Origin of the sequence: Tropicimonas marinistellae (genome assembly GCF_001509585.1) — a bacterium.
Taxonomy (GTDB): Bacteria; Pseudomonadota; Alphaproteobacteria; order Rhodobacterales; family Rhodobacteraceae; genus Tropicimonas; species Tropicimonas marinistellae.
Window position 1 is genome coordinate 65951 of the sequence record NZ_LNCI01000013.1, and the last position, 12041, is coordinate 77991.

The following is a 12041-nucleotide window of genomic DNA, read 5'->3' on the forward strand; positions in this document are numbered from 1 at the left end:
CGCGGCAGCGTCTAGCCCAAGGGAGGCAAGCCCGCAAGGAGCCCGGAGAAAACGCCGCAATGGAAAGGGACACGCAGGTGAGCAGCGAGCGCATCGAGGAAGAACTGGCACATCTGCGACGGGTGACCGAAGAATTGTCGGAGGTCGTGGCCCGCCAGCAGGGAGAGATCGACAGGCTCACGCGCCGGGTGCGATTGCTCATGGAGCGCGCCGCCGAGCAGGAAGCCGACGGCGGCGTCATTCTGGGCGACGAGCGGCCGCCCCACTATTGACGCCTGTCCCGACGCAACCGGCGTTCCTGCGCCCCGCCTCGCGCGGTCCCAGCGCGAGGCGTTTGCAAATCTTGCCCTCGGGCGTCCGGTAGGTCTCGAATCCCATGGCCGCGTAATAGGCCAGGCCATCCGCGTTGTCGGCGCCGATGCTCGCGTCGATTGCCACGAGTCCGGCGGCAAGCGCGGCTTCCCGCGTCACGGCGAACAAGGCCTTCCCGCACCCCTTGCGGGCCGCCCGGGGGCTGACATGCGTGCCGATGATGCCCCACCCCTCCGCGACGCCGTAGGGGTTGCCCGGGCGGGCGCGTGCCAGCGACTGCAATCCAAGGATGGTGCCATCCTCGTCCACCGCGACAAGGCATTCCACGCGGTCGGGGGCGCAAATGTAGGTCTCCAGAACGAAGTCGGGGTCACTCGGCCGGCTGCGTTTCCCGGCGGCGGCCAACGCCTGCAACATCCGGCTGGCGCCCGCTGCATCGTCTGCGGTGGCTGGGCGGATCTTCATGACAACTCCTGTGTTTGCGTGGGCTGGCGAGACATGCGATGGGCCACGCCCCCCGCAGCGACCGTCCTTCACGCCCCGGCGCGGCGCCTGCCGGCGCACGCTGTTCTGTCGATTGTGGCTGTCACCGCAATGTAACTGTTGTATGAAGGTTTTGTAACACGAAGCCCAATTGCCACATGATACACCTCGACAATCACGCCCACCTGGACGACGGCGACACGGCCCGAAAGCCCTCGGCCTCCATCTGGGCCGTCCCGCTGATCGCCGCCATCGCGTGCCTGATCGTCGCCGCCGCCCTGCTGGCGGTCGCGGACGGGCGCGGGCTGGACGTCTCCTCGCTCCTGCGCGATCCGGCGGTGGAATTCGACATCCCGGTCTATGCCGGCGGCATATCCTTCCTCGGCATCTCGCTGCTGCTCCTCAGCAGCGGCTGCACCGCGCTCGCCGCCTCCGTTCTGCCGAACGACAGGGGTCTCCTGCTGGCCCTGTCCGCCTTCTCGCTGCTGCTCGCCTATGACGACCAGTTCATGCTGCACGAGCGCGTGTTCAACCGGATGGGTATCCCCGAGATCGTGGTGCTGGCGACCTACGCGATAGCCGGCTGCGCGCTCCTCGCCGCATTGTGGTTCAGCGACAGGCGGGTCTGGACCATCGGTTTCCTGGTTGCCGTCGGCTTCATGGGCATCTCCGTGCTCGCCGACCTCGTCGAGACGTCCTACGTCATCGAGGACCTTCTGAAAGTGGCCAGCTTCGCGGCCTGGCTGGGCTTCTGCCTGTCCTTCTCGCGGCAATCGCTGATCGACGCGACCCATTCGCCGGACGCCGCAGGTCCGGCGCGTCCGTAACACGCCGGACGCGCCGCGGTTCAGGCGTCGGACAAAGCCCCGGACAAGGCTTCGTCGATCAGCGCAACCGTTTCATCCACGCCATAGAGCGCGATGAACCCGCCGAAGCGCGGCCCCTGGCTCGCCCCCAGCAGCACCTCGTAGATCGCCTTGAACCAGTCGCGCAGCGGGTCGAACCCGTGCGCCTTGCCAACGGCGAAGACCTCGCTCTGCAAGGCTTCGGCATCGAGCCCGCCCTGCCAGTCGCGCAAGCGTTGCGCTAGATCCGCCAGCGCCACGCGTTCCTTTTCGTCCGGCGCCCGGAACACCTTCGTGGGCTTCACGAAGTCGTTGTAGTAGCGCACCGCGTATCCCGCCGCCTGGTCGAGCTGCGGGTTGCCCTCGGGGCTCGCCTCCGGCGCGTAGCGGCGAATGAAACCCCAGAGCGCGTCCTTGTCCTCGGCGCCCGCAACCGAGGCGAGGTTCAGCAGCATCGCGAAGCTCACCACCATGTCGGAGGCCGGCACGTTGTGGCCGTGAATGTGATAGACCGGGTTCGCAAGCCGCGCCTTCTCGTCCTGATCGGCATAGGCCCGCAATTGCTGATGGTACTCGTCCACCGCCTTCGGGATCACGTCGAAATAGAGCCGCTTCGCCGTCTTCGGCTTGAGATACATGAAATAGCTCAGGCTCTCCGTCGAGGCATAAGTCAGCCATTCGTCGATGGAAATCCCGTTGCCCGACGACTTGGAAATCTTCTGCCCCTTGTCGTCCAGGAACAGCTCGTAGGTGAAATGCTCCGGTGCACGCGCACCGAGAATCCGGCAGATGCCGTCATAGATCGGCGTGTTGGTCGAATGGTCCTTGCCATACATCTCGAAATCGACGCCCAGCGCCGCCCAGCGGGCACCGAAATCCGGCTTCCACTGGAGCTTCACGTTGCCGCCCGTCACCGGAAGCGTCCATTCGCGCCCGTCCTCGTCGTCGAAGGTGATTGTGCCATTCTTCGCATCGACATGCTTCATCGGCACGTACAGCACGCGTCCGGTCTCGGGGTGAATCGGCAGGAAGATCGAATAGGTCTGCTGGCGCTCTTCCCGCAGGCTCTTGAGCATGACCTTCATCACGTCGTCATAACGTTCGGCGGCACGCAGAAGCACCTCGTCGAACTGGCCCGACTTGTAGAAGTCCGTGGCCGAGTAGAACTCGTAGTCGAATCCGAACGTGTCGAGGAAGCGGCGCAGCATGGCGTTGTTGTGATCGCCAAAGCTCGGAAATTCGCCGAACGGGTCCGGCACCGAGGTCAGCGGCATCTGCAGGTGCTCCGCCAGCATCTCCTGGTTCGGCACGTTGCCGGGCACCTTGCGCATCCCGTCCAGATCGTCCGAGAAACAGATGAGCCGCGTCGGAATGTCGGAGATCACCTCGAAGGCGCGGCGGATCATCGTCGTCCGCAGCACCTCCCCGAAGGTGCCGATATGCGGCAGGCCCGAGGGGCCATAGCCGGTCTCGAACAGCACGTGTCCCTTCTCCGGCGGCGCCTTCTCGTAGCGTTTCAACACCCGGCGCGCCTCTTCGAAGGGCCAGGCCTTGGAGGTCATAGCAGTGTCGCGCAGATCGGACATTGAAACGGTCTTTCTTGTCATGGCGCGGCCCCATGCCGCGCGCTCGTACCGGGCCTTCCGCGGCCCGACCGGGCCACTCCCTATTGCGGCGGCCGCCTTGCGTCAATAAATCTGCGTGCACCATGCACCGCGAAGGAGCCGAAGATGCCCAACGATCCGCAGCCGCTTTCCGCCCAGGACGCGCTTGTCGCCGTAATGATCGCCACCTCGGTCTCCGACGAGAATATCCGCACCTCGGAGCTGGTCACCATCGAGCGTATCGTCAATCACCTGCCGGTCTTTGCCGACTACGACGCCGACCACATCGCGGCCATGGCGAATCTGGTCTTCGATCTGTTCGAGGAAGAGGACGGTGTCGATGCGCTGCTCGGGCTGGTGAAGGATTCCATGCCGGAGCCGCTCTATGAAACCGTCTACGCGCTCTGCTGCGATGTCGCCGCCGCCGACGGCCGGCTGACCGACCAGGAACTCCGCATGCTGGAGGAAATCCGCCACCAGTTCGAGATTCCGCGCCTGAACGCGGCCGCCATCGAACGTGGCGCGCGCGCACGCCACATGGTGCTCTGAAGCCGCCGAAGCGCGATCAGCTCGCCGCGTCGTAAAGCGTCACCCACCGGTCGATCAACCGAAGCTGCAACGTGCGCGCACGCGCCGTCCAGGGTTTCACGCCCTGCGGGCGCTCGCGTTCGGCCACGGGGATCGCGTCGCGGCGCGCGGGGTCGGCGACGAAGGTCGCGAAAGCGAGCCGCCCGCCGCCGGGCAGCGCGATGTAGCCCGCCAACGCGCTCACGAAATTCAGCGTGCCGGTCTTTGCCATGATCGTCGCCGGGTAGCTCTCCATCGGGCGCCCCTTTGAATCCTTCATGCGTATCGGTTTCAGCAGTGGCTCAAGCCCGTGCGGCGGTCCGAGCGTCACCAACGCGCGCACCATGTCACGCGCCGTGATCCGGCTGCCGCCCCCAAGGCCGGAATGGTCCACGAGCGCGGGGCGCGGACTGCCGATTTCCGAGCCCAGCCACCGCGACATCCGGCCCGCCGAGTCCACGAGCGAGGTCGGGTCCGGTCCGCGCGCCACCGTGGCGGACATCCCGATGGCCTCGGCCGTGACGTTGGTGGAGTATTTCAGCATGTCCCGCAGCAATGAACGGAGGTCGTTGCTTTCCACCCGCGCGATTTCGGTCCCTTCCGGAAGCGTCGACACCGGTTTGGCCGCACCCAGCCGAATGCCCTCCGAATTGGCAATGATCTGGAAAACCTCGGCGGTGTACGCCGTGGGCTTGCGCACCGGCAGCCACCGGCTGCCGCTCTGGCCAAGGGCACCGCTGGCAACGGTCCAGATGTCCGCCTGACCGTCGTCCTCGTAGGTGTAGATCGGGTACCGCCGCTTGGCGATCGACATGCGCGCCACCTGCACGTCCGGCCGGTAGCCCTTCGCACGCGCGTCCATCGCCGTGGTCCACCCGGCGCCGGCGCGGCGCCACTCGAAATGCACGCGGTTGAAATTCAGGTTCAGCCCCGACACGGCGGGGTTGTATCCCACCTGTACAGGCTGCTCCGGATCGATATGGGTCACGTTGGGCAGCGCCCCGTCCCAGGCCAGGAAGCTGCCGTCCACGGTCACGACACCGGCCGCCTTGAGGGCCGCGACCAGCTCGGCCAGCCGCGTCGTGTCGAGTGTCGGATCGCCCGCCCCCGCCAGGATCAGATCGCCCTTGAGCGCCCCGGCCTCGATGGGGCCGGTCGCGATGAGCCGCGTCGGGAAGCGGTGTTCAGGGCCCAGCGCATCGAGCGCGTAGAGGGCCGTCAGCGCCTTGGCGGTGCTCGCCGGCGGCTGCGGCAGCAGCGGTTTCATGACCTCCAGCACTTCGCCGTTCTCGGCATTCGCCACCACGAACCCGACCTTGGCACCGTCCAGCCGCGCGCGGTCCACGAGGTTTTCGGCGGAAGGCGCCATTCGGCCGGTCGCGCCACGGCCCCGCGGCGCCGGCCTCAGGGAACGTTGCGGCGGCCCGGCCAATGCCACGTTCGCGCTCGCCGACAGAAGGCCGGCTACCAGCATGCGACGGGTCAGAAAGGGAAGCGTGTCCGACATAGAGGAGTCCTAGCCGTATCGTTCCGACCGCCGCAAGCGAGCAGTTCCGAAGCTCACCGCATTGTCACGGGCCGTGGCCCGCAGGCGCCAGAACGCCCGCCCGCCCGTCACCAATGGCCCCGCGCGCGCAGCTGTGTCGACGAAATGTCAACCATCGGAACGTTGACGAAACACCACGCCGGCGGCACCGCGTGGGCGAGCCTGTGGCTGTCGCGCGCCGGAATCCGCCAGCGCCCGTAGAGCGCCGCCGCCTTGGAGGTCCGGGCCGGCAGCCGATCCCCCGGCCGGGCCAGCACGCCCACGGGCACCATGTCCATGATCCATTCCCACCGTTCCCACCGGTGCAGCTGGGCGAGGTTGTCGGCGCCCATGAGCCAGACGAAATGCGCGCGCGGGTAGAGCGCGTGCAGCCGCTCCAGCGTTTCCGCCGTGTAGCGCGTGCCGGTCCGCGCCTCGACATCCGTCACCTCGACGCGCGGGTGGCGCATCAGGCTCCGGGCCGCGGCGAGGCGGCGGTCCATGGGCGCGGGCCCATTTTCCTTCAGCGGGTTTCCGGGGCTCACCAGCCACCAGACGCGGTCGAGCCCGAAACGCTTCAGCGCCTCGCGCGTGATATGCACGTGGCCCGCGTGGGGCGGGTCGAACGACCCGCCGAGCAGCCCGATGGCCTGCCCGTCTCCGGCAAAAGGCATGTCGTGTCTCACGAGACCAGGGGCTCCTGTCGGCGACGTCGCATCCGCCGTGTAATGTTGTCGATACACGGCGGAGTCAATGTTGCGCTATCATGTCGGCGGCCGCTCCGTACCCGGACGGGCCAGAATCAGGGAGGAAATCATGAAGAGACGAGACCTGTTGAAATCCGCTCCCGCCGCGCTGCTGGCCGCCGGCACCGGGGCGCTTGTTCCGCTTCGTGCCCGCGCCGCGGAGGGCGGCCTGCAAGTCCTCGGCGCGCAGCGGTTCCAGGTCGGCGAGATGCTGGTGACGTCGATCCTCGACGGCTTCCTGACGCTTCCGCCCGACGTTCTCCAGGGCACGACGCCCGACGAGGTCGCGACGCTGCTCGAAAACGCCTACCAGGACCCCTCGCAGCCGCGCGGATCGATCAACGCCTTCATCATCGAGACCGGCGGCGAAACCTGGCTCGTCGATTCCGGCGCCGGGGGGTATTTCGGCCCCAACGCCGGCCATCTTCCCGACATCCTCGCCGCACTCGGCATCGACCCCGCCTCGGTGCGCAAACTGCTGCTGACCCACCTGCACGCGGACCACACCGGCGGCGCCACGGTGGATGCGTCGCTCGCCACCTTCCCGAACGCCGAACTCGTGGTCACGGAGGCCGACAGGGCCTTCTGGACGTCCGAGGAGATCCAGGCCCAGGCGCACGACATGATGAAGCCGAACTTCGACCTGTCGCGCGCGACCATCGCGGCCTATGGCGACCGGGTCACGGTGATCGAGGGCGAGGCGGAGGCCGCACCCGGCATCACCGCGCGCCCCCTGCCCGGCCATACGCCCGGCCATACCGGCTATCACGTCGAATCCGGCGGTGAGAGCCTCCTGATCTGGGCCGATATCGTCCATGTCCCGGCGGTGCAGTTCGCCCGGCCCGAGGTCACGATCCCGTTCGACGTCGATCAGCAACTGGCCGCCGCGACCCGCGCCGACCTGATGGCCTCGCTGGCCGACAGCGGTCAGCGGATCGCCGGCATGCACCTCACCTTCCCCGGAACCGGCTATGTGGAGCGCGCTGGCGAGGGCTACCGCTTCGTCCCCGCACCGTGGGAGTATCTCTGACCCACCGCGTTCCGGTACGAAGCCGACACCGCGCATTGGGGCGGCTCTTCCCCGAAGAGCCGCCCGGCGCTTGACCGTCGATCAGGCGATCCCTCACTCGCCCTCAAGCGGCGGTCCGGTGAAGATTTGCCCGTACTCGGCCGAAATGGCGTTCAGCGTCTCGATCTCGTCCGGAAGCTTCAGGTGCTTGGTTGCGTCGAAAAACCCTTCGAAGCCACCGGGCGCAACGATGACCATCAGCTTGCCGCCACCGTCCTCAAGCACCCGAAACGTGTGATCGACGCCTTTCGGAACAAAGGCGATTTCCCCCGCGCCCAGCACGAAGGTCTCGTCGCCGGCAAGAAACTCGGCCGATCCCTCCATGACGTAAAGCGCCTCGCCCGCATCCTCATGCACGTGGCGCGGCGGCCCCCCCGGCGCCGGGAACCGGGTCGTGAATATCCCCATGTCCCCACCGGTATCCTCCCGGCTCAGCAAGACCTGGATCTCCGAGCCGTTCCAGTCGATCGGGTCATGGGCGGCGGCTGTGGTTGCGACGGACATCAAAGCGATTGTCAGGATCTTCTTCATGGCATGTCTCCCTATTGCGCGGTTTTCCAGGCAGCCAAGTCTGCCGGTTGGATTGCCGGCTCGCGGTCCACGCGCGGGGATCGTTTGGCGCAAACAGCCAGCATGGCGTATGCTGAGTGTGCGGTCAGGGAGGGCCAATCTGGCTAACGAAAACCGGTGAAGATTTACGAATTCGAAGAATCTGGCGTTGTTCTCGACGCTTCGAGCGGGGTTCTCACGAAAGCGTCGGGGGAGCCGGTCGAACTGCGCCCACAGTCGCGCGAGGTTCTTCGCGTCCTCGTCACGTCGCCAAACCGGACCGTTACGAAGCAGGAGTTCTCCGACGCCGTCTGGGATGGTCGGCAGGTCGGCGACGACAGCCTGGTGCAATGCATCGCCGAAATCCGCACGGCACTCGGCGACGATCAGCGCAGTATCGTGCAGACGGTTCCCCGGAAAGGCTATCGGTTTTCCCCGCCCCAAGCGCCAAAGGGGCACTCGAAGATCAGCCGCAAGACGCGCCTCGCCCTTCCCGTTGTCGGCCTCGTTCTCGCCGTGCTCGCGGTTCTTTTCTGGATGAGAGGAACCGAGGAAAAGGGGCTCCCGGTCGTGGCCGTCCTCCCGCTTGACGACTTGAGCGCCGAGCCGCACCAAGGCCATCTGAACGACGCGTTGAGCGAAGGCATCATCACCGAACTGGCGCGGTTTCCGCAATTCCGCGTTGTCGCGCGGAATTCGAGCTTCCAGTTCCGCGACAAGCCGACAGATGTCCGCGAGATTGGGCAGGTCTTGGGCACCGACTACGTGCTGGAAGGAAGCCAGCAATTCGACGGGATGCGCCTGAGGGTCACCGCGCAGCTGGTTGAAACGGAAACCGGTGCGCATGTGTTTGCGGACAAGTATGAGCGCGACATCAGTGACCTGTTCGTCGTTCAGAGCGAGATCGTCCGCCACGTCGCATCGGAGGTCGGGCAGGCGCTCTTGTCGGACATGCCGGAGAGGTCGCCAGCAAAAGACGTGGATTCTCGCCTGCGCGGACTTCAGGCGCGAAACATCATGACGCAACTGACCCGCGAAAACTGGCAGAAGGCGATCGCGCTGGAAGAAACGTCGATTCGCGAAGAGCCGGATTCTGCCTGGGGATACATCGGCAAATCCCTGATGCTCATTCCGGCGGCGGTTCTGGGGTGGATGCAACCGCGCGACGAGGTTCTTGCGGATGCCTCCGAACTCGCAAAGACGGCACTTCGGATCGATCCCGAAAACTACCTGTCGCACTATGCGCTTGCGCGGGTCTTGTCGCGACAGGGGAAACACGCCGAGTCGATCCTCCACTTCGAACGCGCTGCAAAACTCAACCCGTCTGACTCCATCGTCTATATCGGCATGTCGGTACCCTTGCTCTACTCCGGCCGGACCGACGAGGCCCTCGCCGCGCTTCACAAGGCGCAGGAAGTCGATCCGCTGCACGGCGACTGGCTTCGGTGGCAGCTGGGTCTGGCCTATTGGCAGAACGATGAGTGCGAGAAAGGGCTTGAGGCCATGCAGAGCATGGCATCGCCTCCGATTGCCTCGAACAAGGCCCTGGCGGCGATCCTTGTATGCCTCGACAAGACACAGCAGGCGATCGAAGCAATGGCGAAGTTTCTCGAAACACGCCCGGGGTATACGCTGGAGATCGAGGCCAAATCCATTCCCTCCGACTGGAAACCGGACGGCATGTATGACCTCTGGTTGACCAGCATGAAGCGTGCCGGGATGCCTTGAATCCCGGCCACGCGTTTGCCCGTCCGCGCATGGCGCCCACTCCGCTGCGGCGCTGCCGGGCCGGGCCACACACCGTCACCCGGCATGTCGACACATCGGTCAGTTGATGCCCGGCACGTGCGGCCACACTCCGGGCAAAAGCCTGCAATCGAAGCGCCGCCTTCGGCGGCAACGCCTGCCAAGGCGGCCGGCAATCCGGCCTTTCTTTCCCCCAGCGCGTGTTTCGCGGCGCGGGCGATCCTTAAGAATTCGTGAATCCGCGCCCGTAACCCATTGAAAACACGCCCCCGGCCTTCTGTCTCACCGTGAGACATCCGGCCCGTCCGACGCCTAGATTGAATCCGCCGCCGCCCACCGCTAGAACCGCCGGCAACACCAGATTTCCAAACGCGAGCTAACCCATGGCAGCCTATCAATACGTCTACCACATGGATGGCGTCTCCAAGACCTATCCGGGCGGCAAGAAATGCTTCGAGAACATCCGCCTGAGCTTCCTGCCCGGCGTGAAGATCGGCGTCGTCGGCGTGAACGGCGCCGGTAAGTCGACCCTGATGAAGATCATGGCCGGGCTCGACAAGGAGTTCACCGGCGAGGCCTGGGCCGCCGAGGGCGCCCGCGTCGGCTACCTGCCGCAGGAACCGCAGCTCGACGAGAGCCTGACCGTCCGCGAGAACGTCATGCTCGGCGTGGCGGAAAAGAAGGCCGTGCTCGACCGCTACAACGAGCTGGCGATGAACTACTCCGACGAGACCGCCGAGGAGATGGCGAAGCTCCAGGACGAGATCGACAGCCAGAACCTCTGGGATCTCGATGCCCAGATCGACGTTTCCATGGAGGCCCTGCGCTGCCCACCCGACGACGCCATGCCCGAGCACCTCTCGGGCGGTGAGCGCCGCCGCGTCGCGCTCTGCAAGCTGCTGCTCGAGGCCCCCGACATGCTGCTGCTCGACGAGCCCACCAACCACCTCGACGCCGAGACGGTCGCCTGGCTCCAGCAGCACCTGATCGACTACAAGGGCACCTGCCTGATCGTCACCCATGACCGCTACTTCCTCGACGACATCACCGGCTGGATCCTCGAGTTGGACCGCGGCCGCGGCATCCCCTACGAGGGCAATTACTCCGCCTGGCTGGAGCAGAAGGCCATGCGGCTGGAGCAGGAGGCCCGCGAGGACAAGGCCAAGCAGAAGACGCTGGAACGCGAGCTTGCCTGGATCCGGCAGGGCGCCAAGGCGCGGCAGGCCAAGTCCAAGCACCGGATCGCCGCCTACGAGGAAATGGCGAACCAGTCCGAACGCGAAAAGGTCGGCAAGGCGCAGATCATCATCCCCCACGGCGCGCGGCTCGGCGGCAAGGTCATCGAGGTCGAGGGGCTCGCCAAGCACTACGGCGACAAGCAGCTGATCGAGGAGCTCTCCTTCGCCCTGCCCCCCGGCGGCATCGTCGGGGTGATCGGCCCCAACGGCGCCGGCAAGTCCACGCTCTTCCGGATGCTCACCGGGCAGGAGCAGCCCGACTCGGGCGCCATCACGCTGGGCGACACGGTGCAGCTCGCCTATGTCGACCAGTCTCGCGATGCGCTCGACGCGGACAAGACCGTCTGGGAGGAAATCTCCGGCGGCGGCGAAGTGATCGAATTGGGCGACGCCCAGATCAACTCCCGCGCCTATTGCGGCGCCTTCAACTTCAAGGGCGGCGACCAGCAGAAGAAGGTCGGCCTGCTCTCGGGCGGCGAACGCAACCGCGTCCACATGGCCAAGCTCTTGAAGGAAGGCGGCAACGTGCTGCTGCTCGACGAGCCGACCAACGATCTGGACGTGGAAACTCTGCGGGCGCTGGAAGACGCGCTGGAGGATTTCGCCGGCTGCGCCGTCATCATCTCCCACGACCGCTTCTTCCTCGACCGCCTCTGCACCCACATCCTCGCCTTCGAGGGCGAGGCGCATGTGGAATGGTTCGAGGGCAATTTCGAGGCCTACGAGGAAGACAAGGCGCGCAGGCTCGGACCGGACGCGCTGGAACCGAAGCGGGTGAAGTACAAGAAGTTCACCCGGTAAGCCACCTGGCGGAATAACTGCGCCTTCTAGTCGCCCTCGCGGCGATCGTGGATAGTCTCGGCAACCTGCCGATGTTCCTGCAGCGCACCGGCGGCATGACATCGGCGGGCGGACGACGACAGCCCCGACGGCGGCCATTGCGACCGGCGTCGCCCTCTTCGCACTCTTCGGCGAGGCAACCCTCGCCACTTTCGGGATCACCATCGCCGCCTTTCGCGGTCTCGGCGGGCTGGTGACCCTGCTGATGGCGCTGGAAATGCTGGGGCTGCCGGGCGACCCGGCGGCCTGCTCGCCGCGAACGCCGTTGCCATCTCGTCACGCCGCTGATGCAGGACGTGCTGAGCCCGGCCGGGTCCGGCCCGTCCAGACCGCCCCACGCACCAGAGGGCCGCGCCCTCCCTCGGGCGGGCGCCGCAACGCCTGTGGTCGATGCTTTATCTCAAAAGCCCCGGACTCGCTCCCTTCGGTACGCGACATCGCCAAAGCGCCCTCCCAAGGGGGAGGGAGGGCGCGGCCCGGCGGGCTTCGCCCTTGATTCCGGGCCGGATTGGGAGTG

The 12041-nt window shown here is 66.1% G+C and carries 11 protein-coding genes; 6 read left to right on the plus strand and 5 right to left on the minus strand.

Annotated features, from left to right (window positions below):
* The first annotated feature begins 59 nt into the window (after positions 1–59).
* On the plus strand, positions 60–272 hold the full coding sequence (locus ARC39_RS22355) for a SlyX family protein (RefSeq protein ID WP_068118201.1): 213 nt from the start codon (positions 60–62) through the stop codon (positions 270–272).
* Here the strand turns inward: ARC39_RS22355 and ARC39_RS22360 are convergent.
* Positions 238–777, minus strand: a complete 540-nt coding sequence (locus tag ARC39_RS22360; protein WP_078059421.1) for a GNAT family N-acetyltransferase — start codon at positions 775–777, stop codon at positions 238–240. The two genes, ARC39_RS22355 and ARC39_RS22360, sit on opposite strands and share 35 nt — an antisense overlap.
* A 176-nt stretch (positions 778–953) precedes the next feature.
* Between ARC39_RS22360 and ARC39_RS22365 the strand changes: the two genes are divergently transcribed.
* Entirely contained in the window at positions 954–1622 is a 669-nt protein-coding gene (locus tag ARC39_RS22365) for a DUF8692 domain-containing protein (protein WP_068118204.1), read from the plus strand.
* Between the two features lie 20 nt (positions 1623–1642).
* Here ARC39_RS22365 and ARC39_RS22370 read toward each other — a convergent pair whose 3' ends face one another.
* Entirely contained in the window at positions 1643–3226 is a 1584-nt protein-coding gene (locus tag ARC39_RS22370; RefSeq protein ID WP_068118341.1) for a lysine--tRNA ligase, read from the minus strand.
* Positions 3227–3370: 144 nt separating this feature from the next.
* Between ARC39_RS22370 and ARC39_RS22375 the strand changes: the two genes are divergently transcribed.
* A complete protein-coding gene (locus tag ARC39_RS22375; protein ID WP_068118206.1) occupies positions 3371–3793 on the plus strand; it encodes a tellurite resistance TerB family protein in 423 nt (140 codons plus the stop codon).
* 16 nt (positions 3794–3809) lie between these two features.
* On the opposite strand, the gene dacB is transcribed toward ARC39_RS22375, so the two are convergent.
* The gene (dacB, locus tag ARC39_RS22380; RefSeq protein WP_068118213.1) at positions 3810–5318 is read right to left on the minus strand and encodes a D-alanyl-D-alanine carboxypeptidase/D-alanyl-D-alanine endopeptidase; all 1509 of its coding nucleotides are present in this window, start codon (positions 5316–5318) and stop codon (positions 3810–3812) included.
* Positions 5319–5425: 107 nt separating this feature from the next.
* On the minus strand, positions 5426–6022 hold the full coding sequence (locus ARC39_RS22385) for a nicotinate-nucleotide adenylyltransferase (RefSeq protein WP_068118215.1): 597 nt from the start codon (positions 6020–6022) through the stop codon (positions 5426–5428).
* Between the two features lie 130 nt (positions 6023–6152).
* On the opposite strand from ARC39_RS22385, the gene ARC39_RS22390 reads away from it, so the two are divergent.
* Positions 6153–7112 carry an MBL fold metallo-hydrolase gene (locus ARC39_RS22390; protein ID WP_068118217.1) on the plus strand — a complete coding sequence of 320 codons (960 nt, stop codon included), beginning with the start codon at positions 6153–6155 and terminating at the stop codon, positions 7110–7112.
* Positions 7113–7205: 93 nt separating this feature from the next.
* On the opposite strand, the gene ARC39_RS22395 is transcribed toward ARC39_RS22390, so the two are convergent.
* Positions 7206–7682 carry a cupin domain-containing protein gene (locus ARC39_RS22395; protein ID WP_068118220.1) on the minus strand — a complete coding sequence of 159 codons (477 nt, stop codon included), beginning with the start codon at positions 7680–7682 and terminating at the stop codon, positions 7206–7208.
* 156 nt (positions 7683–7838) lie between these two features.
* On the opposite strand from ARC39_RS22395, the gene ARC39_RS22400 reads away from it, so the two are divergent.
* Positions 7839–9428 (plus strand): winged helix-turn-helix domain-containing tetratricopeptide repeat protein, encoded by a 1590-nt coding sequence (locus tag ARC39_RS22400; RefSeq protein ID WP_068118221.1) that lies wholly within the window; start codon positions 7839–7841, stop codon positions 9426–9428.
* Positions 9429–9829: 401 nt separating this feature from the next.
* A complete protein-coding gene (gene ettA, locus ARC39_RS22405; RefSeq protein WP_068118226.1) occupies positions 9830–11485 on the plus strand; it encodes an energy-dependent translational throttle protein EttA in 1656 nt (551 codons plus the stop codon).
* The last annotated feature ends 556 nt before the right edge of the window (positions 11486–12041 follow it).

Bases quoted from the DNA above. Each gene is read 5' to 3' on its own strand.
- ARC39_RS22355 (WP_068118201.1), top strand. From the start codon at position 60: ATGGAAAGGGACACGCAGGTGAGCAGCGAGCGCATCGAGGAAGAACTG.
- ARC39_RS22360 (WP_078059421.1), bottom strand. From the start codon at position 777: ATGAAGATCCGCCCAGCCACCGCAGACGATGCAGCGGGCGCCAGCCGG.
- ARC39_RS22365 (WP_068118204.1), top strand. From the start codon at position 954: ATGATACACCTCGACAATCACGCCCACCTGGACGACGGCGACACGGCC.
- ARC39_RS22370 (WP_068118341.1), bottom strand. From the start codon at position 3,226: ATGTCCGATCTGCGCGACACTGCTATGACCTCCAAGGCCTGGCCCTTC.
- ARC39_RS22375 (WP_068118206.1), top strand. From the start codon at position 3,371: ATGCCCAACGATCCGCAGCCGCTTTCCGCCCAGGACGCGCTTGTCGCC.
- dacB (WP_068118213.1), bottom strand. From the start codon at position 5,318: ATGTCGGACACGCTTCCCTTTCTGACCCGTCGCATGCTGGTAGCCGGC.
- ARC39_RS22390 (WP_068118217.1), top strand. From the start codon at position 6,153: ATGAAGAGACGAGACCTGTTGAAATCCGCTCCCGCCGCGCTGCTGGCC.
- ARC39_RS22395 (WP_068118220.1), bottom strand. From the start codon at position 7,682: ATGAAGAAGATCCTGACAATCGCTTTGATGTCCGTCGCAACCACAGCC.
- ettA (WP_068118226.1), top strand. From the start codon at position 9,830: ATGGCAGCCTATCAATACGTCTACCACATGGATGGCGTCTCCAAGACC.